Genomic DNA, 24,630 nt, shown 5'->3' on the forward strand with positions numbered 1-24,630 from the left:
TTCTGTCCTTACTTCAGCGGCGAACGGTTACGATCAATGCCGTAGCGTTCGATCTCTTTATACGGCACGATTTTTGACTGGCGCTTGCGCACATCAACCAGCGTCACACGGTCGGTACAGGAGTAGCAGGGATCAAGGCTACCGATAATTAGCGGTGCGTCAGAAACGGTATTGCCGCGCAGCATGTAACGCAGCACTGGCCAGTTGGCGTAGGTGGCGGCACGACAGCGCCAGCGGAACAATTTTTGGTTATCACCGAGCATGCTCCAGTGCACGTCTTCACCACGTGGCGCTTCAACAAAGCCCAGCGCGAATGCGTGAGGTTTATAGCTAAAGCCTTCGGTCAGCAGTGGGGTATCTGGCATGTTGTCGAGGGCAAATTCCAGCATTGCCAGCGAATCAAACGTCTCTTTGACACGGACCATCACGCGGGAGAAGACATCGCCGCCGGTAAAGGTAAACAGCGTTTTTGGAATATTGCCGTAGTCGGCGTAGGGGTGATCAAAGCGCAAATCACGGGCAAAACCACTGCCGCGGATCAGCGGCCCGACAGGGCTATAATCACGGGCGATTTGTCGGTCGAGAATGCCAATGCCCTGAGTGCGTTGTTCCATATTCGGCGTGGCAAGCAGCATCTCTACCAGCTCCGACACGTCGGCGCGCATCTCGCGCACTAGTTTCAGCGTTTGCAGACGTTGCTCTTTGAGAATATCGCGGCGAACACCACCAATCAGATTCAGACCGTAGGTTTTACGCGACCCGGTCAGCAATTCCGCCATCGTCATCGACTTTTCCCGCACGCGGAAAAATTGCATAAAGCCGGTATCAAAACCAACAAAATGACAGGAGAGGCCAAGGTTGAGCAAATGACTGTGCAGCCGTTCGACTTCCAGCAGAATCGAGCGAATAGTATGCGCTCGTTGCGGCACCTCAATCCCCAGTGCATTTTCAACCGAGTTGGTATAGGCCACACTGTGGGCAAAACCACAAATCCCACACACGCGGTCGGATAAGAAGGTCACTTCGTTGTAGCCCATCCGCGTTTCTGCCAGTTTCTCCATGCCGCGATGGACATAAAACAGGCGGTAATCAGCATCGACAATTTGCTCGCCATCCACAAACAAGCGGAAGTGACCTGGTTCATCGGAGGTGATATGCAGCGGGCCGACAGGGATCACCCGCGCATCGCTGTTGCCCTCGTTGATAAACGGATACGTTTCGGTATCAGTCGTCGGTTCTGGGCGCAGTCGATAATCCATCGCGTCTTTGCGCAGCGGATGCATATCTTCCGGCCAGTCATCGGGCAACACCAGCCGACGCTGATCCGGCAGGCCAACCGGAATCAGCCCGTACATATCGCGAATTTCTCGCTCGCCCCAGACCGCGGCAGGGACGCGCGGTGTGACTGACGGAAACTCCCGACTGTCGGCATCGACCAGTGCCTTCACCACGATCCAGCATTTTTCGGCCCCTTCCATAGAAAGGGCGTAATAAACCGCGTAATGACCGTTAAGTGTCCGCTCGTCGTTGCCAAACAGGACCGGAAGCCAGCCATCATGTTGATAATAAAGATAATGTACAACGTCAGGCAGCAGATTGATTTTCACCGTAATGGTGACCTGTTCAGGCGTTTGTCGCTCTTCATCCAGCACCGCGCCGGGGAACTGCGTTTTCAGGGCGGCGAGAATCGCTTCGCCACGATTTGACGATGAATTAACGTTCACTGTGTTTCTCCGAAACAGATGCGGTGCCTGAAGGCAAAAAATCATGCCAGGTGCTACGTTGTGCAGGCAGGTTGTGCGTCCCTGAGAGGACTATAGTGGAAGCGCCCGCCAGGATCCTGATGACAGGTTGTGGAATATGCGTTCCCATCGCCAGCATCATGACCAGCAGAATCACCATTGGCGAGGTGGTCAACCAGCCAAGTTCACCCCGGTTAACGGCCTGCGGCGGTTTCGCCATTAATACCCGTGCAGCCATCCGTACCAGGCCCGCCAGCACCAGCGTTAACAGCAATAACAGCAGGACGATAAGCAGCAGATGATTACGCGCCAGTCCGGCGGTAACGGTCATAAATTCGCTAAGAAAAATGTTGAAGGGCGGCATCCCGGCCAGCGCCAGCGCACCGCCGCCAAACAACACGGCGGTAAATGGCATGATTTTGAGCATCCCACAGACGACGTTGAGATCGCGCGTGCCGTACTTGAGCAGTACATTGCCGGAACCGCAGAACAACAGCGTTTTGGCCAGACTGTGGTTTAAGGTGTGCAGCAGCGCGGCAAAAATTCCCAGCGGCCCGCCAATGCCTAACGCCACCGCGACCAGTCCCATGTTCTCCACGCTGGAGTACGCCAGCAGACGCTTAATGTCCCGCTGTACCAGAATGAAAAATGCCGCCACGGCAACCGACAACATGCCGAAGATGAGCAACAACCGGTTGGGGAAATCGCTGCCGATGGCCTGGCAAATAATGATGTAATAGCGAATAAGCACCAACAGCGCGCAGTTCAGCAATACGGCGGAGAGCAGGGCGCTGACCGGACTCGGCGCTTCACTGTGAGCATCTGGCAGCCAGGCGTGCATGGGGAATAGCCCGGTTTTGGTGCCAAAGCCAATTAGCACAAACACAAAGGCCAACAGCATTAATGTTGGGTCAAGCAAGGACGATTGCTTAAGAACCTCGCTCCAGAATATCGCCATTTCTGCCTGCGGCATAACGCTGGCGGCGTTGGCGTATACCAGCACGGTACCGAACAGACCAAAAGCGACACCAACAGTACAAATAATGATGTACTTCCATGCAGCTTCCAGCGATGAACGCTGACCGTAAATGCCTACCAGAAACGCCGAGCTTAAGGTGGTGGCTTCAATTGCCGCCCACATCACAATCAGGTTATTGCTGGTAACAACCAGCAGCATGGTGAACAAAAACAGATGGAAGAAACCGTAGTAATCGCACAGCGTAACGGGTGAAAGCTCGCCGTGTGCCACTTCATGACGCATGTAGCCAATCGAGTAAACACCGGTGAGAAAGCCAATCACACCAAGAATGGCGAGGAACAAACCGCCCAGACCATCAATGTGAAGCCACAGTCCCGCAGCGAATATTTCTCCCGCATCAGCGGCAGTTTGGACCACCCACAGTGCCAGAATCAGCAGCAGTGTGATCCCTAAGCCATGTAGTACTGTCACCGTGCGAGTCGCAGAGTGCCCCCGTTTCCGGCAGGCAAAACAGAGCAGCGAAAAAAGCAGCGGCGTGAGCAGGAGTAAAGCGAACATCACAGAATAACTCATCTCATTATCCCTTCAGCGCGGTCAAGTTATTCACGTCCAGCGTGCCGTGGGTACGCCATATTTTTCTTGCCAGTAACACCATCACAATGACGGCGAAGATGGCGTCGGTAGCGATACCTATTTCCACCAGTTCCGGTGCTCGCCAGGCAAGAAGCGCCAGCACCAGATGGGAGCCGTTTTCCATCAGGCAGTAACCAAAAATTTGCCGCAGGATATTGCGCTGGCTGACAATGCACAGCAGGCCAAGCAGAAAATGACCTAACGCCACCGCCAGCGCCGGTTTCAGCCCGGTAGCCATCGGTAGCTTCACGGGCTGAACGACAAATGCGCAAAGCAGGACAATTAACGCCGCGAGCAGTGTCATCATTGCCGGACCGAATAACGCTTTTTCCGGGATGTTCTGGGGAATATTTCGTGCAGCGTAAGTCATGATTAACGGTACCAGCAGCACTTTGGTGATAAAGGCGCTGGCGGACCAGATCAGCAGTTGCTCTGCGACGAACAGGCACGAGAGGGTGGCGAAAATAGACACCAGCACCAGCGACTGGCAGGCGTAAAATCCGCATGACAGGCGATAGCTTTTGACGCTAATCACAAACAGCGATGTCAGCATCATCAGTCCCGCCAGATTATTTACGATCATAGAACCGGTCATTCATCATCTCCTTACTGCAACCAGGTCGCGGCGATTACGCTGGAAATCAGCGACATCACAATCAGTACAATCAACACCAGGCGCATTGATCCTGGCAGCGGTGCGGCATCGGCGACGGCCTCGCTCGGTTTGCCAGGCACGACGCGACCAAACCAGCGAATAAACCAGGCGAAACTGGCGACCGATTCAATCATCAGCAGAATCATGGCGGGCAGCAGGATCCAGTACTCCACTGACAACGCAAAACCGGCGGCAAACAGCGGGAATTTACTGAAGAAGCCGTTGAACGGCGGTACGCCGGTAATCGCCAGCGCTGCCACGCAGAAACCCACGCCTGGCAACGGCAGGGTGTGCAATACGCCACGCAGACGCGGCAACAAGCGCGTGCCGCAGCTGTAACTCAGCGCACCTGCTACAAGGAAAAATAGGCTTTTAGCGAACGCGTGGTTGACGATGTAGGCGATGCTGCCCTCCAGCGCCAGCCGCGAGCCGAAGATGGAGAGCGACAAGCCGAAAAACATCCAGCCAAGTTGAGTGATGGTCGACCAGGCCAGCAACCGCTTCATATCCTGCTGTGGCAAATACATCAGGAAGCCATAAAGAATGGTGACCAGTGCCATAACCATGCCAACGCCGCCAATCACATGCGGGATATTGCCGCCGTCGATAATGGCGCGGGCAAAAATGTAAACGCCCACTTTCACCATCGATGCGGCGTGGAGATAGGCGCTGATCGGTGTTGGCGCTTCCATTGCATCCGGTAGCCACGCTTGCATCGGTAGCTGGGCCGATTTCCCCCACGCGGCAAACAGGATGCCACCATAAACCAGATAGCGTGCGTCGCCGTGTAACTCGCTCATCGCGCTGAGCGCGAACGTTCCGGTCTGCAAAAACAGCGTGGCGGCGGCAAGATACAACCCCAACGAACCGATATGAGTGATAAGCAACGCTTTTAGTGCTGAACGCTGCGCTTTATCGCTCTGGTAATAACTGATCAACGCCCAGGAGCAGCCGCCCGTAATTTCAAAAAACAACAACTGACCGAGCAGCGTCGAGGAGAGTACCAGTCCCGCCATCGCGCCGATAAAAACCAGCAAAAATGCGTAATAACGATTCGTGCCGTTATGCGGGTGTTCGCGATTTTTATCCGTCAGATAACCCGTGGAGTAGATCGTGACCAGCAAACCGAGAAACACCACCACAAACAGAATCAGCGTACTCACGCGATCAATGACCAGGCCAAACAACGCCACACCCCCCACGTTGACCAACGTCAACGTGACGGCAACTTTATCGGCCTGATAAAACGCGGAGATCAGTGACAACATGCACAGCGTGGTCAGCGCGGCGAACAAAACCCCCCATTCGGCGGCCCGACGTTGTGGCGAAAACGAAACGACCAGTGCGCCGATAAAAGGCAGCAATAACGTCGTCAGAGCAAGATTTTCCATATTCCGTCAGTGCTCCTTACAGACCGGTTAACCAGAAGACCCATGCAAGCGCAGCAAGGCTGAAGCCAAGCCAGGTCACATGGTGAATGAGTAAAAATCGCCCGCGTGCCAGCGTGTTTTCTGCGATTGAGGCCAGTACAAAAATCAGCAAAACCTTGAGCAGCGTAACGACAAGTGAAGTCAGCAGGCAGGCGAGAGAAAGCTCTTGCGCGCGCCCAAAGGGCAGAAACAGGGCCACAAACAGTGATGCCATCACGACCTGTTTCAGCCCCAGCCCCAACTTCGCCAGCGCCAGCCCGGCACCGGAATATTCGGTCAGCGGGCCTTCCTGTAATTCCTGTTCTGCTTCAGCAACATCAAAGGGAATTTTTCCCATCTCAATGAAGCAGGCAAAACCACAGGCCAGTAACGCCAGTACGGTGGTTAGCGGCGAGTTCCAGCCCGTCGCCAGCGTCTTGCTGATCATCTCGATATGCGTGGAATCCGCTATCAGCGCCAATACCAGCAGTGAGAGAATGAGCATGGGTTCGACCAGAATGCCGAGCGTCAACTCGCGACTGGCACCGACTCCCGCAAACGGGCTTCCGGTATCCAGCCCGGAAAGAGCAAAGAAAAAATGAAACAGGGCAAGAAGATAGATAAGGGTGATCAGATCGCCGCCGCCCGCAAAAGGGGAAACAGTAATAAATAGTGGCAGGGCCATCGCCAGCACCAGCATGCTGCTGATTAATACCCACGGCATCAGGCGGAACATCAGACCTGAAGATGTCGGCGCAACTTCCTGGCGTTTAAACAGTTTGTGGATATCGCGATAATCCTGCCAGAACCCCGGTCCGCGACGGGAGTGCATTCGCGCGCGTATCTGCCGGGAAATCCCCGTAAAAAGCGGGGTTAGCACCAGCAGAGTCACGGCCTGTGCTAACGCAAAAATGACCAGATATCCGTCGCAAAGAGTTTGTCTCATGGTGATTTCCTTAGACGGCAATAGCGATTAGCAGCACAACCAGTGCGGCGACCACATACAGGCAATAGAGACGAAAGTCGCCACTTTGCAGATGCTGTATTTCTTTGGCCAGCCGTTGGGTGGCGCTCACGATGGGGCGGATCACCCGCTCATCCCAGAAGGGTTCTGTGCTCTGAGCCCTGGCGGTGACGTGCGCAAGACCTTTGTTCAGCCTCAGCGTAGGGTCGAGCTGTTGTCGTAGACGAAATAGCGCACAAAAGACCACACGCAGCGGCTGCATCACGCCATTGCCTGACGGGGCCATCGCATGTTCCCAGCCGTAGCCGCATGCCCAGGCATCTCCAGTGCGACGAAACGCTGCGCGGCGCGAACGACACCACAGCCAGTAAAGGCCAGGCAGCAAAGGCATCGCCAGTAGTAACAGCAACAGTAATGAGGGAGTGACCCGTGTATGAAACGTGCCGGGTACAAGTGCTATTCCGCTGGTGACAGTGACGGGAGGGGTATTGGTAAACGCATGGGCAATGTGCATTATCTTCGGTGCCAGCCAACTGGCACTAAGCGCAATGAATACGCAGAGTGCCGCGAGCAGTAGCATGGCGACGATCATCGTATTTGGCACTTCCTGTGCCTCTTCAGCGTGTGTACTGCGCGGCGCGCCACAGAAAGTAATACCGTACATTTTGACGAAGCACATTACTGCCAGCCCACCAGTGACTGCCAGCATCACCATAGCAATAGGACCCGCAAGTTGTAGCGCTACGGCTTCCACACGACTTAGTGAGAACAGCGACTGCCAGGTGTACCATTCGCTGATAAAACCATTCAGCGGAGGAATGGCTGATATCGCGAGGCAACCAATCAGGCATGCTGCGGCTGTCCACGGCATCCGTTTCGCCAGTGCCCCCATTTTTTCCATGTCGTGGGTATGCAAACGCGAAATAATCGCACCCGCGCCGAGAAACAGCAGCCCTTTGAACAGCGCATGGTTGAGCAGATGAAACAGCGCGCCGAGCAGTCCAACAACGGTGAGCAGCGGGTCGTGCAGTGACAGACCGACCATCGCCACACCGACCGCCAGCAAAATAATGCCGACGTTTTCGACGGTGCTCCAGGCCAGCAGCCGTTTGATATCCTGTTCCGCCAGCGCATACAGCACGCCCAGGAGCGCGGAGATTGCGCCGATCGCCATCACCAGAATGCCCCACCACAGCGGCAAACCCGTTTGCGCCAGCAGATCAATCGCTACTTTCAGGATGCCGAAAATACCGATTTTGACCATTACGCCAGACATCAACGCCGAAGCGTGCGATGGTGCGGCAGGGTGAGCGCGTGGCAACCAGCTGTGCAACGGCATCATCCCGGCTTTCGCGCCAAAACCGAAAAAGGCCAGCAGGAACACCGCCGACGCCAGCCCCGGAGAAAGTGAAAGCGTGCGGAAACTGGCAAAATCGAGGCTGCCGCTTTCGCGCCCCATCAGCAAGAAGGCGATCATAATCAGCACCGATCCGGCGTGGGCGATAAAAAAGTAGAGCATGCCAGCGTTGATCGACGTTTTATCCTGCCTGGCAATGACCAGAAACCAGGAAGACAGCGACATCATTTCAAACAGCACGATGAACCAAAAAGCGTTGTCCATCACCAGCAGGGCAACCATCGATGCGATGAAAAGATTCATAAAGAAGCCCATCGCCGCCGCGCCTTTACCCTCGTATTCGCGCATATAAGTCAATGAATAGAGCGAACAAACCACCACCAGCAAGGAGATAACCATCACCATAAATGCCGAGAGGCTATCCATTCGCAGTGTTAAATCGGCAAAGTCAAAAGGCGTGGCAAAACGGGCGACTAAAGTTACGCCTGCATGTAATTGCGTAATTCCGCTGATGATGCCAATCACGCCACCCACCAGCGATGTGATGCCGGAAAGCTTAATAGCCAGTCTGTCCAGACCGAGTAAAAACAGCGAAGCCAGACTGGCAAACAGATAGAGGATCAGTGACCAGGTTAATAATTGCAGGGCATCCATTAGCGTTGCTCCTGAGTGAGGGAAAGGGGATCCTCCCCGCCATTGGCAAACCAGCTTGCGGCAAGGCGCTGTTTTTCTTTCATCTGACGTTGCAGGCTATCGTCGGTGATCAGCCGTAACGCCTGATTCGGGCAAGCGCGAACGCAGGCCGGACCTTCTGGCAAGAAATCACACAGGTCGCATTTCACCGCGACGGTCTGGACACCCGGTTCCCAGCGCAGCAAAGCATGTTGGGTCGGCGCGTTTTCTTCGCCGTCTTTGAGTGAGCCGTCAGCCTGAAAAACATATTGCGCAGGGGCATTCACCGGACGGCTTCCTGAAGCGCTGATTGCGCCAAATGGGCAGACCACGGCGCAAAGCTTGCAGCCAATACAGAGGCTTTCGTTGAGTTGGATCGCATCGTCCCTCTGGGAGATGGCATTGACCGGGCAGACCTGCAGGCAAGGGGCTTCCTCACAGTGATGACACACGACAGGGGCAGTGAGTGTTGACGTCTTCGCCAGGGCCAGGCGCGGGTGTTGCTGTAAACCTTGCGTTTTATGCACGTCCGAACAGGCAGCGAGACAGGTATTACATCCTGTACACCACAGTGGTTCGGCCACCACAAAGCGGTTCATGTCGGCTCCTTGAAAATGATATGAAACATTGCATTTCATATTGCATAAAGGATGCCAGTCTGATTAATTTAATGTATTCAATAAGTTATGAATTAACTGTATTCTGAACGGTACAAAAATGATGGTCATTAACGTTCAGCAAAAAATGAATTCGACACCCGTGTCGCAGGGGAAAGCGAGAATGTGATCTTGATCACGAGAAGTGAGGTGTGCTGACCGCAAGCGCAGCCAGCACGGAATGGAGCAAAGTAATCAGGCGTGTTCTTTCAGCCAGTTCAGCACAACGTCGTGGTGATTGCTGGTTTTGAAATCGTCAAAGACATGTTCGATTTTGCCATCAGCGTCAATCAGGAAGCTGATGCGATGAATACCATCGTAGGTTTTGCCCATGAAGGACTTTTCACCCCAGACGCCGAATTGTTCGCACACCTGGTGGTCCTCATCAGACAGGAGCGTAAAGTTAAGCAGCTCTTTTTCCGCAAAACGGGAGAGTTTTTCGGGTTTATCGGTGCTGATACCCAGCACATCAACGCCCGCTTTTTTCAACTCATCCATGTTATCGCGTAAGCCGCAGGCCTGTACGGTACAGCCGGGGGTCATGGCTTTCGGGTAGAAATAAACCAGAACACGCTGTCCCTGGAAGTCGGTCAAATTAACTTGTTCTCCGTCTTGATCCGGCAAGCTAAATTTCGGTGCGATATCACCGGCTTTCAGTGGATTCATTACTTAACTCCATCCTGTTCATCATGTTGGGAATAATTGACGACGTTAATACTGCCTTGTGCATTGAGTTCTGTACATAGGGCTTTGAACGCTTGCTCAATATTTGCTGCGTCCGCAGATGCGGGGCTGTGGGCGGTTATCTGAATATGCAACTGCGCAGCCCGTTCATTTTCAGCAGGTTGCGTGCGCGACACCAGCTCCGCAATGTTCATATGATGCGCGTCGAAAAGTGCTGTGAAGCGTTCAATTAAATGCGGGGAGTCTGCCACATCGACCTGAACCCAGACAGATGCTGGCATTGGCGGACGCGGACGCGCCGTCGTGCGCTTCATCACGATTAAAAGATCCAGTTCTGCACCTTTCAACGGTAACGTTGATTCAATCAGAGTAATGGCATTCCATGAACCGGAAAGCAGCATGATAAACGTGAACTCTTCTCCCAGCATCGCCAGGCGACTGTCTTCAATATTACAGCCGCAACTACTGACATGACGGGTGATGGTGTTCACAATTCCAGGGCGATCGGCACCCAACGCAGTGATCACCAGATAATGTTGCGATGACAGTGTCAAACTGGTTATTCCTTTAAGGGGTGAGTTGTTCTTAAGGAAAGCATAAAAAAAACATGCATACAACAATCAGAACGGTTCTGTCTGCTTGCTTTTAATGCCATACCAAACGTACCATTGAGACACTTGTTTGCACAGAGGATGGCCCATGTTCACGGGAAGTATTGTCGCGATTGTTACTCCGATGGATGAAAAAGGTAATGTCTGTCGGGCTAGCTTGAAAAAACTGATTGATTATCATGTCGCCAGCGGTACTTCGGCGATCGTTTCTGTTGGCACCACTGGCGAGTCCGCTACCTTAAATCATGACGAACATGCTGATGTGGTGATGATGACGCTGGAGCTGGCTGACGGGCGCATTCCGGTGATTGCCGGGACCGGCGCTAACGCTACTGCGGAAGCCATTAGCCTGACGCAGCGCTTCAATGACAGTGGTATCGTCGGCTGCCTGACGGTAACCCCTTACTACAATCGTCCGTCGCAAGAAGGTTTGTATCAGCATTTCAAAGCCATCGCTGAACATACTGACCTGCCGCAAATTCTGTATAATGTGCCGTCCCGTACTGGCTGCGATCTGCTTCCGGAAACGGTGGGCCGTCTGGCGAAAGTAAAAAATATTATCGGAATCAAAGAGGCAACAGGGAACTTAACGCGTGTAAACCAGATCAAAGAGCTGGTTTCAGATGATTTTGTTCTGCTGAGCGGCGATGATGCGAGCGCGCTGGACTTCATGCAATTAGGCGGTCATGGGGTTATTTCCGTTACGGCTAACGTCGCAGCGCGTGATATGGCCCAGATGTGCAAACTGGCAGCAGAAGGGCATTTTGCCGAGGCACGCGTTATTAATCAGCGTCTGATGCCATTACACAACAAACTATTTGTCGAACCCAATCCAATCCCGGTGAAATGGGCATGTAAGGAACTGGGTCTTGTGGCGACCGATACGCTGCGCCTGCCAATGACACCTATCACCGACAGTGGTCGTGAGACGGTCAGAGCGGCGCTTAAGCATGCCGGTTTGCTGTAAAGTTTAGGGAGATTTGATGGCTTACTCTGTTCAAAAGTCGCGCCTGGCAAAGGTTGCGGGTGTTTCGCTTGTTTTATTACTCGCTGCCTGTAGTTCTGACTCACGCTATAAGCGTCAGGTCAGTGGTGATGAAGCCTACCTGGAAGCGGCACCGCTTGCGGAGCTTCATGCCCCGGCTGGAATGATTTTGCCGGTGACCTCCGGTGATTATGCAATCCCGGTGACCAACGGTAGTGGTGCTGTCGGTAAGGCGCTGGACATTCGTCCACCAGCCCAGCCGCTGGCACTGGTTTCTGGCGCGCGTACCCAGTTCACGGGCGATACCGCTTCATTGCTGGTGGAAAATGGTCGTGGCAATACTCTGTGGCCGCAGGTGGTTAGCGTGCTGCAGGCGAAAAACTACACCATCACCCAACGTGATGATGCTGGTCAGACACTGACCACCGATTGGGTACAATGGAACCGTCTGGACGAAGACGAGCAGTATCGTGGTCGTTATCAAATCTCTGTTAAGCCGCAGGGTTATCAGCAGGCGGTTACGGTTAAACTGCTGAACCTGGAACAGGCGGGCAAACCGGTTGCAGACGCGGCTTCCATGCAGCGTTACAGCACGGAGATGATGAACGTTATTTCCGCCGGTCTGGATAAATCTGCCACTGACGCCGCGAACGCTGCGCAAAATCGTGCCTCCACCACTATGGACGTACAAAGTGCAGCTGATGACACCGGTTTACCGATGCTGGTCGTACGCGGGCCGTTCAATGTGGTTTGGCAACGTCTGCCAGCGGCGCTGGAAAAAGTGGGCATGAAAGTGACCGACAGCACCCGTTCGCAGGGTAACATGGCCGTAACTTACAAGCCGCTGTCTGACAGCGACTGGCAGGAACTGGGCGCGAGCGATCCAGGCCTGGCATCCGGTGACTATAAACTGCAGGTTGGCGATTTAGATAACCGCAGCAGCCTACAGTTCATCGATCCGAAAGGTCATACTCTGACTCAGAGTCAGAACGACGCGCTGGTAGCTGTCTTCCAGGCTGCGTTTAGCAAGTAAAAATACAGGGCTGGAGTCATCCGGCCCTTTTTTCTGATATGATACGCAAACGTGTGCGTCGGCAGGAAAACGCGATTTTAGCGGTAATTCGCACTAAATTTGTTTGTCGGACGTAGGTCGGATAAGGCGTTCTTGCCGCATCTGACAAAACATCCGGCACACCAGACAGCAAAAGATTTTAAAACGTTAATTCACACCCAGGAGTGATAAAGATGCAAAAGCAAGCTGAGTTGTATCGTGGTAAAGCGAAAACCGTATACAGCACGGAAAACCCGGACCTGTTGGTGCTCGAATTCCGCAATGATACGTCAGCAGGGGATGGCGCGCGCATTGAGCAGTTTGATCGCAAAGGTATGGTGAACAACAAGTTCAACTACTTCATTATGAGCAAACTGGCTGAAGCGGGTATCCCGACTCAAATGGAGCGTCTGCTCTCCGATACCGAATGTCTGGTGAAAAAGCTGGATATGGTGCCGGTTGAGTGTGTCGTGCGTAACCGTGCTGCTGGCTCTCTGGTGAAACGTCTTGGAATCGAAGAAGGTATTGAGCTGAACCCGCCGCTGTTCGATCTGTTCCTGAAAAACGACGCCATGCACGATCCGATGGTCAACGAATCTTACTGCGAAACCTTTGGCTGGGTGAGCAAAGAGAACCTGGCGCGTATGAAAGAGCTGACCTACAAAGCGAACGACGTGCTGAAAAAACTGTTCGATGATGCTGGTCTGATTTTGGTCGACTTTAAACTGGAGTTTGGCCTGTACAAAGGTGAAGTGGTACTGGGCGATGAGTTCTCCCCGGACGGCAGCCGCCTGTGGGACAAAGAAACGCTGGAGAAAATGGACAAAGACCGTTTCCGCCAGAGCCTCGGTGGCCTGATCGAAGCCTATGAAGCCGTCGCCCGCCGCCTGGGTGTACAGCTGGACTGATTTTTCTGTTCATCATCTTGCCGTGCAGCTGGCACGGCAAGACAACCGCTCTCGGAAGATGTGCATTGAACGCTCATTCCTCCGCCATTTCATCCCGCTTTCCTGTGGTAATCTTCCTCTGAACCACCTACGATCATTTCTATAATGAATATATTGTTGAGGTATCTATGCGTTGGCAAGGGCGACGTGAAAGTGACAATGTTGAAGACAGGCGCAACAGCTCTGGTGGTCCGTCAATGGGCGGTCCCGGTTTTCGCCTGCCAAGCGGTAAAGGCGGGCTGATTTTACTGATAGTCGTGCTGGTTGCAGGCTACTATGGCGTTGATTTAACCGGGTTGATGACCGGACAGCCGGTTTCCCAACAGCAATCAACACGGTCAATTAGTCCTAATGAAGACGAAGCCGCAAAATTCACTTCGGTGATTCTGGCAACCACGGAAGACACCTGGGGACAGCAATTCGAGAAGATGGGTAAAACCTATCAGCAACCGAAGCTGGTCATGTACCGTGGAATGACGCGCACCGGCTGCGGGGCGGGCCAGTCCATTATGGGACCGTTCTATTGCCCGGCGGATGGCACGGTTTATATCGATCTCTCTTTCTATGATGACATGAAAGACAAACTTGGCGCGGATGGCGATTTTGCCCAGGGGTACGTTATCGCCCATGAAGTCGGTCATCATGTGCAGAAACTGTTAGGCATCGAGCCGAAAGTTCGTCAACTGCAACAAAACGCGACGCAGGCGGAAGTGAACCGCTTATCTGTGCGTATGGAACTCCAGGCCGACTGTTTTGCCGGTGTCTGGGGGCATAGTATGCAGCAGCAAGGTGTTCTGGAAACCGGCGATCTGGAAGAGGCGCTGAACGCGGCGCAGGCCATCGGCGATGACCGTTTACAACAGCAAAGTCAGGGGCGAGTAGTACCAGACAGTTTCACTCATGGCACTTCTCAGCAACGCTACAGCTGGTTTAAACGTGGTTTCGACAGCGGTGATCCGGCACAATGCAATACTTTTGGTAAAAGCATTTAACTTCCGGGGCAGGGATGGCTGAACTGACTGCGCTTCACACATTAACAGCGCAAATGAAACGTGAAGGGATCCGCCGCTTGCTGGTGTTGAGCGGGGAAGAGGGTTGGTGTTTTGATCATGCGCTTAAGTTGCGTGATGCCTTACCTGGCGACTGGCTGTGGATTTCGCCGCAGCCAGTCGCTGAAAACCACTGTTTTCCCTCGGCGCTACAAACTTTACTTGGGCGCGAGTTCCGGCATGCGGTATTCGACGCCCGCCACGGCTTTGATGCCGCTGCCTTTGCGGCACTTAGCGGAACGTTGAAAGCGGGAAGTTGGCTGGTTTTGTTACTCCCTGTATGGGAAGAGTGGGAAAACCAACCTGATGCCGACTCGCTGCGCTGGAGTGATTGCCCTGACCCTATTGCGACGCCGCATTTTGTCCAGCATCTCAAACGCGTACTTACGGCGAATAACGACGCTATCCTCTGGCGGCAGAACCAGCAGTTCTCGTTGGCGCATTTTGCTCCCCGTACTGACTGGCACCCCGCTACCGGCGCACCACAACCAGAACAACAGCAACTCTTACAGCAGTTACTGACCATGCCGCCGGGCGTGGCAGCGGTAACTGCTGCGCGTGGGCGCGGTAAATCGGCGTTGGCAGGGCAACTCATTTCTCGTATTGCGGGCAGTGCGATTGTCACCGCGCCCGCAAAAGCGGCAACGGATGTACTGGCACAATTTGCGGGCGAGAAGTTTCGCTTTATTGCACCGGATGCCTTGTTAGCCAGCGATGAGCAAGCCGACTGGCTGGTGGTCGATGAAGCCGCAGCCATACCTGCGCCGTTGTTGCATCAACTGGTATCGCGTTTTCCTCGAACGTTGTTAACCACTACGGTGCAGGGCTACGAAGGCACCGGACGTGGTTTTTTGCTGAAATTTTGCGCTCGCTTTCCGCATTTACACCGTTTTGAACTGCAACAACCGATCCGCTGGGCGCAGGGATGCCCGCTGGAAAAAATGGTTAGTGAGGCACTGGTGTTTGACGATGAAAACTTCACCCATACACCACAAGGCAATATCGTCATTGCCGCATTTGAACAGACGTTATGGCGAAGTGAGCCAGAAACGCCGTTAAAGGTTTATCAATTATTGTCTGGTGCGCACTACCGGACTTCGCCGCTGGATTTACGCCGCATGATGGATGCACCAGGTCAACATTTTTTACAGGCGGCTGGCGAAAACGAGATTGCCGGAGCGCTGTGGCTGGTGGATGAGGGCGGATTATCTCAAGAACTCAGTCAGGCGGTATGGGCGGGTTTTCGTCGCCCGCGGGGTAATCTGGTGGCCCAGTCGCTGGCGGCGCACGGCAGCAATCCACTGGCGGCGACATTGCGCGGACGGCGGGTTAGCCGGATAGCAGTTCATCCTGCTCGTCAGCGGGAAGGCACAGGGCGACAGCTTATTGTTGGTGCTTTGCAATATACGCATGACCTCGACTATCTTTCGGTGAGTTTTGGTTACACCGAGGAGTTATGGCGTTTCTGGCAACGCTGCGGTTTTGTGCTGGTGCGAATGGGTAATCATCGTGAAGCCAGCAGCGGTTGCTATACGGCGATGGCGCTGTTACCGATGAGTGATGCGGGTAAACAGCTGGCTGAACGTGAGCATTACCGTTTACGTCGCGATGCGCAAGCTCTCGCGCAGTGGAATGGCGAAACGCTTCCTGTTGATCCACTAAACGATGCCGTCCTTTCTGACGACGACTGGCTTGAACTGGCCGGTTTTGCTTTCACTCATCGTCCGCTATTAACGTCGTTAGGTTGCTTATTGCGTCTGCTACAAACCAGCGAACTGGCATTACCGGCGCTGCGTGGGCGTTTACAGAAAAACGCCAGTGACGCGCAGTTATGTACCACACTTAAACTTTCAGGCCGTAAGCTGTTACTGGTCCGTCAACGCGAAGAAGCCGCGCAGGCGCTGTTCGCACTTAATGATGTTCGCACTGAGCGTCTGCGCGATCGCATAACGCAATGGCAATTTTTTCACTGACTCCTTCAATTTTCTCCCATGGTCATTGTGAGTCAGCGGCGTAAAATTAATGACATCAGTTAAGGAGTTCGCCATGAAACATGACCATTTTGTTGTTCAAAGCCCGGATAAACCTGCGCAACAGTTGTTACTGCTTTTCCACGGTGTCGGGGATAACCCGGTGGCAATGGGGGAAATAGGCAGCTGGTTTGCGCCGCTATTTCCTGATGCGCTGGTGGTGAGTGTCGGAGGCGCGGAGCCGAGCGGTAATCCGGCGGGGCGTCAGTGGTTTTCGGTGCAGGGTATTACGGAAGATAATCGCCAGGCACGTGTGGATGCCATCATGCCGACGTTTATTGAAACGGTGCGCTACTGGCAGAAACAGAGCGGAGTAGGGGCTAACGCCACGGCACTAATCGGTTTCTCTCAAGGCGCGATTATGGCGCTGGAGAGCATTAAAGCCGAACCGGGCCTTGCTTCGCGCGTCATTGCCTTTAACGGACGCTATGCCAGCCTGCCGGAAACCGCGTCTACAGCCACGACAATTCACTTGATTCATGGTGGTGAAGATCCGGTTATCGATCTGGCGCATGCGGTTGCGGCGCAGGAAGCGTTAATCAGTGCCGGTGGTGACGTGACGCTGGATATCGTGGAGGATTTAGGCCATGCGATCGACAATCGCAGTATGCAATTTGCCCTGGATCACTTGCGTTATACCATTCCGAAACATTATTTCGACGAAGCGCTAAGTGGCGGTAAGCCTGGCAATGATGATGTGATTGAAATGATGTAATAATAACCGGGTAGGCCTGATAAGACTGTATCAGGCATCATGGCCGGATGTGGCGTGAACGCCTTATCCGGCCGCTCAGCTTACTTCTTCGGTTGATCCTTTTTCGGCCAGTCGTCGTCATCGTCCCACTTATCGTTGAAATCACGATGCGGGGGAAGCTCCGGCTTGTTGGCGAGAAATTTCTTATGGTCGACGCGCTTGAGATCTTTAATCACGTTCAGCAGGACGCCTACCAAAAAGACAATCACCAGAATCCACCAATATTTAGCCAGCCAGTCCATGCTTATTTCCTCTTGCAGAACCACTCATCAGGCGACGAGCTGTTCCATGATACGTTGATACATACGGGCAAGTAGCTGCAGGTCGGCAGCGTTCACACATTCATTAATTTTATGAATAGTGGCATTGACCGGCCCGAGTTCCACCACCTGCGCCCCCATGCGGGCAATAAAGCGCCCGTCGGACGTTCCGCCTGTGGTCAGTAGCTGCGGTTTAATTTCATTATAGTGCTCAACCGCGTTAACGACCGCATCCACCAGTTTACCGCGCGCGGTCAAAAATGGCTGCCCGGAAAGCCACCATTCCACCGTATAACGCAGTTGATGTTTTTCAAGCAGGGCAAGTACCTGCGCTTTGATCATCTCATCAGTCAGTTCGGTGCTGAAGCGGAAGTTAAACTGCACAAACAGTTCACCCGGAATAACGTTGTTACTGCCCGTTCCCGCCTGAATATTGGCAATCTGCATACTGGTCGCCGGGAAGAATTCATTGCCCTGATCCCACTCAATAGCCACTAATTCATTAAGGAAAGGTGCTGCGCGATGTACCGGATTGTCAGCCAGATGTGGGTAGGCAACATGCCCCTGCACGCCATGAATGGTGAGGTTGCAGGTTAACGATCCGCGACGACCATTTTTCACCACATCACCTACCACTTCGATACTCGACGGTTCGCCAACCAGGCAGTAATCGAGACGCTCATTACGTGCCATCAACGCTTCGACGACTTTTACCGTACCGTTATGGGCACTGGCTTCCTCATCAGAAGTGATCAGAAATGCCAGTCGACCTGCATGGTTGGGATGTTGTGCGACAAAGCGTTCTGCCGCTACCACCATCGCTGCCAGCGAGCCTTTCATATCTGCCGCACCGCGCCCGAATAACATGCCATCACGAATGGTGGGTTCAAACGGCGGATTGATCCAACGATCGGCGTCGCCAGGCGGCACCACGTCGGTATGCCCGGCAAAGGCCAACGTTTCACCTTGCCCACGCCATGCCCAAAAATTCTGCGTATCGGCAAAATCCATGCGTTCAACGGTAAAACCGATCGCCTGCAAACGTTCAATCAACAAAGCCTGACATCCTGCGTCATCAGGACTCAGGGAAGGGCGGCGAATAAGCTGTTGTGTCAGCTCAATAACCGGGCACGACATAGACTACACCTCATGGAAAAATTGCTGATAACTGGAATCACTGAAACCCAGCAGCATAGGCTTACCGGGCGTGCAGAGCAATGGACGTTTGATAATTGCAGGCATTTCAGTCATTAATGCCGCCGCAGAGGCCGCATCGATGATTTTATTGCGGGTGGTTTCGTCCAGTTTACGCCAGGTTGTACCACGGGTGTTGAGTAACGCTTCCCAGCCTAATTCGTTGATAAAACCGTTCAATAATTCGCTGTCCAGCCCATCGACGCGGTAATCATGAAAACGATAGTCGATGTTATTGGCTTCCAGCCAACGGCGAGCCTTTTTAATGGTGTCACAATTTTTGATGCCGTAAAGTGTAACCATAATGAATCCTTTTTCGATTTATGAGAATAAATACTCATTTAAGAGTGAAAACATTTTGCCTGCAAATGATTATCAGGAAATATAACATTATCGAAGTATTCAAATTAACAACTATTAAATAATATTAAACATTTTTAACGTAAACATTAAGAATATTCATCTTGTTATCTGTCTGTATTTTAACCAGAATTAAATAAGTATTAGATGCCGTATGAATATCTCGAAATGTTGCTGTGTATCACATACAAATCATCACCGCAGGACCATAGTATTTACATAAGGTTTGTCCCCCGGAGGTAGTCATCGCAGCAATCGAGTAAATTAGCTTCACCACGGTATATTGTTTCCGTAGAATACCCATAATTATAAGAGAGGTTGTTATGATTGAACGTGAACTGGGGAACTGGAAAGACTTTATCGAAGTTATGCTTCGTAAGTAATTCCTGAGACAAAGTACAAACAGCAAGAACCTGCTGAGCAGGTTCTTAATCGGAAAGTTGAAAAAGGCGACACATTGGCATGTCGCCTTTTTTATTGCTTATTCCGGGCGCGGCTTCAGCGGGAAGCGGCGGCGCACCAGCACAAAGAACAGCGGCACGAAGTAAATAGCCAGAATAGTGGCCGAAATCATCCCGCCCATTACGCCAGTACCCACCGCATGCTGACCACCGGAACCGGCACCCGTGCTGGTTGCCATTGGCAATACGCCGAAGATAAATGCCAGCGAGGTCATCAGAATCGGGCGTAAACGCTGACGGCAGGCGTGGAGCGTCGCTTCAAACAGGTCGTGGCCTTTTTGGTTCATCTCGTTAGCAAACTCGACGATCAGGATGGCGTTTTTCGCCGATAAACCAATGACCGTTAACAGGCCCACCTGGAAGTAAACGTCGTTTTCCAGCCCGCGCATCCAGGTTGCCAGCAGCGCGCCGATAACCCCCAGCGGCACGACCAGCATTACCGAGAACGGCACCGACCAGCTTTCATACAGCGCCGCCAGACACAGGAATACCACCAGCAAGGAAATGGCGTACAGCGCCGGAGCCTGCGCGCCGGAAAGCCGCTCCTGATACGACATCGCCGTCCACTCCAGACCAAAGCCGTTTGGCAACTGCTTCACTAACGATTCCATAATATCCATCGCCGTACCGGTACTGACCCCCGGTGCGGCTTCCCCAACAATCTCAACCGCAGAATAACCGTTATAGCGTTCCAGACGCGGCGAGCCTGTCTCCCAGCGTGAGGTCGCGAAAGCAGAGAAGGGCACCATGCCGCCATCTTTATTTCGGACATACCAGAGATTGATATCATCTGGCAGCATGCGATACGGCGCAGCTGCCTGCACATAGACTTTCTTCACGCGACCGCGATCCATAAAGTCATTCACATAGCTCGAACCCCAGGCGGTTTGCAGTGTGTCGTTAATATCGTCGATAGCAACGCCCAGCGCCTGAGCTTTACGCTGGTCGATATCAATCTGCAACTGCGGACTGTCGTCGAGGCCGTTATGGCGCACACGGGTTAGCTCCGGGTTTTCCGCCGCCAGCGCCAGCAACTGGTTACGTGCTGCCATCAGCGCATCGTGACCTGCTCCAGCGTGGTCCTGCAACTCCATATCAAAACCCGCAGAACTACCAAGACCGCTAATTGCTGGCGGGCTGCTGGCGATAACGCGAGCTTCTTTAATCTTGTTAAACGCCTTCGTTGCACGCTCGATAATGGCAAACGAGGTGCCGGTCTTACTGTCGCGTTCGCTCCAGTCTTTCAGGCGGATAAACATTCTCGCCACGTTTTGCCCGTTACCCCCAGGGCCAGAACCAACAGTGGCAAACACCGACATGATGTTGTCTTTTTCATGGGTGAAGTAATATTTCTCGATTTGCTCAACGACTTTCAGGGTCTGTTGTTGGGTTGAACCGCTGGGCAACTGTACCGAGGTAGTAAACATGCCCCGGTCTTCCAGTGGCAAGAACGACGTCGGCAAACGCAGGAACAGGAACACCATGCCGCCAAGCAGCAGGACATAAATCACAATCCAGCGCAGGCTACGGTGGAGAATTTTCGCCACCCCTTTTTCGTAGCGTTCGGCGTTGCGGTTAAACATCTGGTTAAACCAGGCAAAAAAGCCTTTTTGCCCGTGATGCTCACCCTTTTTCAGTGGCTTAAGTAGCGTGGCACACAGAGCCGGAGTGAGGATCATCGCTACCAATACTGACAGCACCATCGCCGCAACAATGGTAATAGAGAACTGGCGATAGATGGCACCGGTGGTGCCGCCGAAGAAGGCCATTGGTACAAATACCGCCGAAAGCACCATCGCAATCCCGACCAGTGCCCCCTGGATCTGCCCCATCGATTTACGTGTGGCTTCGCGAGGAGTGAGTCCTTCCTCACTCATAATACGTTCGACGTTTTCCACCACCACGATGGCGTCATCCACCAGCAGACCAATCGCCAGCACCATCGCGAACATGGTTAAGGTGTTGACGCTGTAACCGAAGGCATAAAGTACGGAGAAGGTTCCCATCAACACCACCGGCACGGCGATAGTGGGTATCAGCGTGGCGCGGAAGTTTTGCAGGAACAGATACATAACGAGGAAAACCAGAGCGATAGCTTCCAGCAGCGTTTTCACCACGTCTTCAATGGAGGCTTTAACAAACGAGGTGGTTTCATACGCCACCTTGTATTCCAGTCCATGCGGGAAATACTGCGCCAGCTCGTCAAGACGATTGAGCACCAGCTCCGCTGTCGCCATTTCGTTCGCGCCGGAGGCCAGTTTTACCCCCAACCCGGAGGCTGGTTTACCATTGAAGCGGCTAAGATAATCGTATTTCTCCGCCCCCATTTCGACGGTGGCGACATCGCCCAGCCTTACCTCTGAGCCGTCCTGATTCACCCGCAAGGTGATATCGCGGAACTGTTCTGGTGTTTGCAGCAGTGACTGGGCGTTAATGGTGGCGTTGAGCGCCTGCTTATCGACGGAAGGCGTACCACCAAGTTGCCCAACCGCAATCTGCGCGTTCTGTGACTCAATGGCATCAGTGACATCTTTAGCCGTCATCTGGAAACTGTTGAGTTTCGCCGGGTCCAGCCAGATACGCATGGAATATTGCGAACCATAGGCATCGATATCCCCGACGCCATTCACGCGGCTTAACGGGTCCTGAATATTACTGGCAACATAATCGGCAATATCCTGTTTATCCATCGAACCATCGGTAGAGACGAAGGCAATGGTCAGAATATTGGTATCGCCGGTTTTACGCACCGTCACGCCCTGATTTTGCACCGCCTGCGGTAACTTTCGCATGGCTGATTGCAGCTGGTTTTGTACTTGCTGCACGGCTTCGTCCGGATCGGTGCCTGCTTTAAAACTTAACGTGACAGATGCCTGGCCGGTGCCACTGCTCTGAGACGACATATACATGAGATTATCGAGGCCGGTCATATTTTGCTCGATAACCTGGGTCACGGTGTTTTCCAGCGTCTGGGCCGATGCGCCGGGATAGTTAGCGGTCACTCGCACATTCGGTGGCGCGAGATCGGGGTATTGTTCAACGGGCAATGAGAAAATCGCCAGGGTCCCTGTCAGACACAACAGGATTGCCAGCACCCAGGCAAAAATGGGGCGATCAATAAAGAAATTCGCCATTAAAAGAGGACCTCGTGTTTCTGCGTATCGTTGTAGGCTTGACTTGCTTCACTGTAGCGGCAAGGTACGAGCCAATCGTGGAGAAAAAAAGGAGTTAATGTAAATTATCATGCCCTTTTATACTGAACTTTAAGGGCCAGTATTCTTTGGTCAGTCGGAGGCATTACATCAGCTGACTTTCCTCACCCTCCGCGGAGCGAAAGCTAATACTCACTAACGTGCCGCCGCCGGAAGGTTGTGAAAAAGTCAGCGTCCCACCCAGCCGTTCCGCGCGCTCGCGCATGATATTCAGGCCATAATGACCTTCGGGTTCTTTCGGTTCACCGATGCCAATCCCGTTGTCGCGAATATAGACTGTGTGATTGCCATCCGGCGCGGTGACGCAGCTAACGGCGATTTCGCTGGCGTTGGCGTGCTTCATCGCATTCAGCACCGCTTCGCGAATAATTTGCAACAAATGCACCTGCATTTGCGCATCCAGCGCCAGGGTTGGCAGACGGCAGTCGAGGGTCAGTTTGGCGCTGGTTTGATTTTGTAACGTATCCAGCATTTCACGTAGCGCAGAGGGGAGATCCGCCTGCTGCAGCGTCAGGCGGAAAGTAGTTAACAGCTCGCGTAACTGCCGATAAGCATCATTCAACGCCTGGGAAAAATCGGCCATGATACTTTGTGCGGTGGCGTTATCTTCCGGTATCGAACGCTTCAGTAACGTCAACTGGATACGTAAGTAAGAAAGTACCTGAGCCAGCGAGTCGTGCAATTCGCGGGCGATGGTCGCACGTTCTTCCATCAACAATAACTGCTGAAAATGCTTCTGCGCCTGATTAAAGTACAAACCGCGTCCCAGCATCGACGAAACGCTGTTAAGCAGCGGTTCTGATGATGAAACGTGACTATTTTGCCAGTGCAGTTCGCCGTAAACCGTCTCTTGCATTGTCACCGGTAAAATCTGCATCGGCAATTCCGGGTTTGGCTGCCCTTCGCTAATCCGCCAGTTGTCACCGACATTTAACTCCAGATATTCAGCCGCTTCGTTGTCGCGAACAATCTGCAAAATATGGCGGAAACAATGCACATCAATCTGGCTGGTGTTCAGCGCCTGCGAACACTGATACAACACCTCCAGGCGACGCTTGGCCTCGTGGAGGTCGCGGGTCTTTTCTTCTACTGACGCCTCCAGCGAACGGTACAATTTATGCAGCTCGCTCGACATCTGGTTAAAGGTTTTGGCAAGCAGGCCAAGCTCATTCGGCAGGCTGGTATCCAGCGGCGGCGAGTCGAACTGCCCGTGTTCAATACGCTGACTGGCGGTAACCAGCTGATTCAGCGGGGCAACCACCTGATGGCGTATGCGGCGCAAAGTAAAAAAGACCAGCGTGAAAATACCGATGCCGCCAGCCAGGGAAATCGCCACCACCAGCAGCATTTTGCGTTCAGCGTAGTGCTGTAAAGCCAGTACGAACAGGTCTATCTGATTAACATAATTATTAATATTGGCCTGATACCACGGCAAGTCGCCCTTGCTGAGCCGATTATTCATCTCCAGCCAGTTGGCATTCAGATGCGCATAGCGGGTTTTTACTGCCTCTGGCACATACCAGACGTTGAGATTGGTTAATACCGGTGAATGCAGTGCCTGCTGAAATAACTGGCGATGTGCATTGAGTTGTGGACTGCCACTTTGCAAATCGTAGCCCAGGCGGTAACTCTGCATACGCAGCGATCCGGCAATATTGATAGCCTCAGCGTCGCGCAAACTGCTCGCCAGAGTTAGCAGAGCGATACCCGTGGAAAGAATCGACAGCAGGACAATGTAAAAAAAGGCCCGGGCCAGACTGGCCGAGACGGGTCGTTTAACAATCACACGCGTCTTCTCCACAAAAAATCATTAATGTTCCAGTTCGCTGAAACGCAATTTAGTCAGTGATGGGATTATTTGATCTGCCACAGTTTATAGCGAAATAGTTACTTATTCTGGGCACATGAACATTGCCGATTCCCCTGTAAGTCGGGTAATAACAACACTCATATAAAGAATAAGGT

Annotated in this window: 21 protein-coding genes; 7 read left to right on the plus strand and 14 right to left on the minus strand. The window is 53.0% G+C overall.

Annotated features, from left to right (window positions below; translation table 11 throughout):
* Positions 1-8 precede the first annotated feature (8 nt).
* From hyfG to ACJHYD_RS00570, 9 genes are all read right to left on the minus strand, one after another.
* Positions 9-1,724 carry a hydrogenase 4 catalytic subunit HyfG gene (hyfG, locus tag ACJHYD_RS00530; RefSeq protein ID WP_001551451.1) on the minus strand — a complete coding sequence of 572 codons (1,716 nt, stop codon included), beginning with the start codon at positions 1,722-1,724 and terminating at the stop codon, positions 9-11.
* Positions 1,714-3,294 carry a hydrogenase 4 subunit F gene (hyfF, locus tag ACJHYD_RS00535; protein ID WP_001551450.1) on the minus strand — a complete coding sequence of 527 codons (1,581 nt, stop codon included), beginning with the start codon at positions 3,292-3,294 and terminating at the stop codon, positions 1,714-1,716. The genes hyfG and hyfF overlap by 11 nt, the downstream gene beginning before the upstream one ends.
* A gap of 4 nt (positions 3,295-3,298) precedes the next feature.
* Positions 3,299-3,949: a hydrogenase 4 membrane subunit gene (hyfE, locus tag ACJHYD_RS00540; RefSeq protein ID WP_000148002.1), complete on the minus strand. Its 651-nt coding sequence runs from the start codon at positions 3,947-3,949 to the stop codon at positions 3,299-3,301.
* 11 nt (positions 3,950-3,960) lie between these two features.
* Positions 3,961-5,400, minus strand: coding sequence for a hydrogenase 4 subunit HyfD (gene hyfD / locus ACJHYD_RS00545; protein ID WP_001551448.1), 1,440 nt, complete (start codon positions 5,398-5,400; stop codon positions 3,961-3,963).
* A 16-nt stretch (positions 5,401-5,416) separates the two neighbouring features.
* Positions 5,417-6,364, minus strand: coding sequence for a hydrogenase 4 subunit HyfC (hyfC, locus tag ACJHYD_RS00550; RefSeq protein WP_001551447.1), 948 nt, complete (start codon positions 6,362-6,364; stop codon positions 5,417-5,419).
* Positions 6,365-6,374: 10 nt separating this feature from the next.
* On the minus strand, positions 6,375-8,393 hold the full coding sequence (gene hyfB / locus ACJHYD_RS00555) for a hydrogenase 4 subunit B (RefSeq protein ID WP_001551446.1): 2,019 nt from the start codon (positions 8,391-8,393) through the stop codon (positions 6,375-6,377).
* Complete coding sequence (gene hyfA, locus ACJHYD_RS00560; RefSeq protein WP_001521030.1) at positions 8,393-9,010, minus strand: hydrogenase 4 subunit HyfA; 618 nt, start codon at positions 9,008-9,010, stop codon at positions 8,393-8,395. The genes hyfB and hyfA overlap by 1 nt, the downstream gene beginning before the upstream one ends.
* 252 nt (positions 9,011-9,262) lie before the next feature.
* Positions 9,263-9,733: a thioredoxin-dependent thiol peroxidase gene (bcp, locus tag ACJHYD_RS00565; RefSeq protein WP_001068682.1), complete on the minus strand. Its 471-nt coding sequence runs from the start codon at positions 9,731-9,733 to the stop codon at positions 9,263-9,265.
* Positions 9,733-10,305 (minus strand): glycine cleavage system transcriptional repressor, encoded by a 573-nt coding sequence (locus ACJHYD_RS00570; protein WP_000176187.1) that lies wholly within the window; start codon positions 10,303-10,305, stop codon positions 9,733-9,735. The genes bcp and ACJHYD_RS00570 overlap by 1 nt, the downstream gene beginning before the upstream one ends.
* A 145-nt stretch (positions 10,306-10,450) precedes the next feature.
* Between ACJHYD_RS00570 and dapA the strand changes: the two genes are divergently transcribed.
* The 6 genes from dapA to ypfH all read left to right on the plus strand — a co-directional run bounded on the left by dapA (position 10,451) and on the right by ypfH (position 17,139).
* Positions 10,451-11,329, plus strand: a complete 879-nt coding sequence (gene dapA, locus ACJHYD_RS00575; protein WP_001295469.1) for a 4-hydroxy-tetrahydrodipicolinate synthase — start codon at positions 10,451-10,453, stop codon at positions 11,327-11,329.
* A gap of 16 nt (positions 11,330-11,345) precedes the next feature.
* Positions 11,346-12,380: an outer membrane protein assembly factor BamC gene (gene bamC / locus ACJHYD_RS00580; RefSeq protein WP_001297320.1), complete on the plus strand. Its 1,035-nt coding sequence runs from the start codon at positions 11,346-11,348 to the stop codon at positions 12,378-12,380.
* Positions 12,381-12,592: 212 nt separating this feature from the next.
* Positions 12,593-13,306 (plus strand): phosphoribosylaminoimidazolesuccinocarboxamide synthase, encoded by a 714-nt coding sequence (purC, locus tag ACJHYD_RS00585; RefSeq protein WP_001295467.1) that lies wholly within the window; start codon positions 12,593-12,595, stop codon positions 13,304-13,306.
* 167 nt (positions 13,307-13,473) lie between these two features.
* A complete protein-coding gene (locus ACJHYD_RS00590) occupies positions 13,474-14,337 on the plus strand; it encodes a neutral zinc metallopeptidase (protein ID WP_001267498.1) in 864 nt (287 codons plus the stop codon).
* 14 nt (positions 14,338-14,351) lie between these two features.
* The gene (tmcA, locus tag ACJHYD_RS00595) at positions 14,352-16,367 is read left to right on the plus strand and encodes a tRNA cytosine(34) acetyltransferase TmcA (RefSeq protein ID WP_000829351.1); all 2,016 of its coding nucleotides are present in this window, start codon (positions 14,352-14,354) and stop codon (positions 16,365-16,367) included.
* A gap of 73 nt (positions 16,368-16,440) precedes the next feature.
* Positions 16,441-17,139 carry an esterase gene (gene ypfH, locus ACJHYD_RS00600; RefSeq protein ID WP_000679814.1) on the plus strand — a complete coding sequence of 233 codons (699 nt, stop codon included), beginning with the start codon at positions 16,441-16,443 and terminating at the stop codon, positions 17,137-17,139.
* 80 nt (positions 17,140-17,219) lie between these two features.
* On the opposite strand, the gene ACJHYD_RS00605 is transcribed toward ypfH, so the two are convergent.
* Genes ACJHYD_RS00605 through ACJHYD_RS00615 form a run of 3 tightly spaced genes read right to left on the minus strand, consistent with a single transcriptional unit; the run spans position 17,220 to position 18,935 of the window.
* Positions 17,220-17,420 (minus strand): YpfN family protein, encoded by a 201-nt coding sequence (locus ACJHYD_RS00605; RefSeq protein WP_000383836.1) that lies wholly within the window; start codon positions 17,418-17,420, stop codon positions 17,220-17,222.
* Between the two features lie 27 nt (positions 17,421-17,447).
* Complete coding sequence (dapE, locus tag ACJHYD_RS00610; RefSeq protein WP_001277792.1) at positions 17,448-18,575, minus strand: succinyl-diaminopimelate desuccinylase; 1,128 nt, start codon at positions 18,573-18,575, stop codon at positions 17,448-17,450.
* Between the two features lie 3 nt (positions 18,576-18,578).
* Positions 18,579-18,935 (minus strand): ArsC family reductase, encoded by a 357-nt coding sequence (locus ACJHYD_RS00615; protein ID WP_000258243.1) that lies wholly within the window; start codon positions 18,933-18,935, stop codon positions 18,579-18,581.
* Between the two features lie 380 nt (positions 18,936-19,315).
* Between ACJHYD_RS00615 and ypfM the strand changes: the two genes are divergently transcribed.
* Complete coding sequence (ypfM, locus tag ACJHYD_RS00620; protein WP_001386977.1) at positions 19,316-19,375, plus strand: protein YpfM; 60 nt, start codon at positions 19,316-19,318, stop codon at positions 19,373-19,375.
* Positions 19,376-19,473: 98 nt separating this feature from the next.
* Here ypfM and acrD read toward each other — a convergent pair whose 3' ends face one another.
* Both acrD and narQ read right to left on the minus strand, forming a co-directional pair.
* Entirely contained in the window at positions 19,474-22,587 is a 3,114-nt protein-coding gene (gene acrD, locus ACJHYD_RS00625; RefSeq protein ID WP_001273136.1) for a multidrug efflux RND transporter permease AcrD, read from the minus strand.
* 163 nt (positions 22,588-22,750) lie between these two features.
* The gene (gene narQ, locus ACJHYD_RS00630) at positions 22,751-24,451 is read right to left on the minus strand and encodes a nitrate/nitrite two-component system sensor histidine kinase NarQ (protein ID WP_001296285.1); all 1,701 of its coding nucleotides are present in this window, start codon (positions 24,449-24,451) and stop codon (positions 22,751-22,753) included.
* Positions 24,452-24,630 lie beyond the last annotated feature (179 nt).

Origin of the sequence: Escherichia sp. WS1368 (assembly GCF_046487485.1) — a bacterium.
In the GTDB taxonomy this organism is placed as follows: Bacteria; Pseudomonadota; Gammaproteobacteria; order Enterobacterales; family Enterobacteriaceae; genus Escherichia; species Escherichia coli.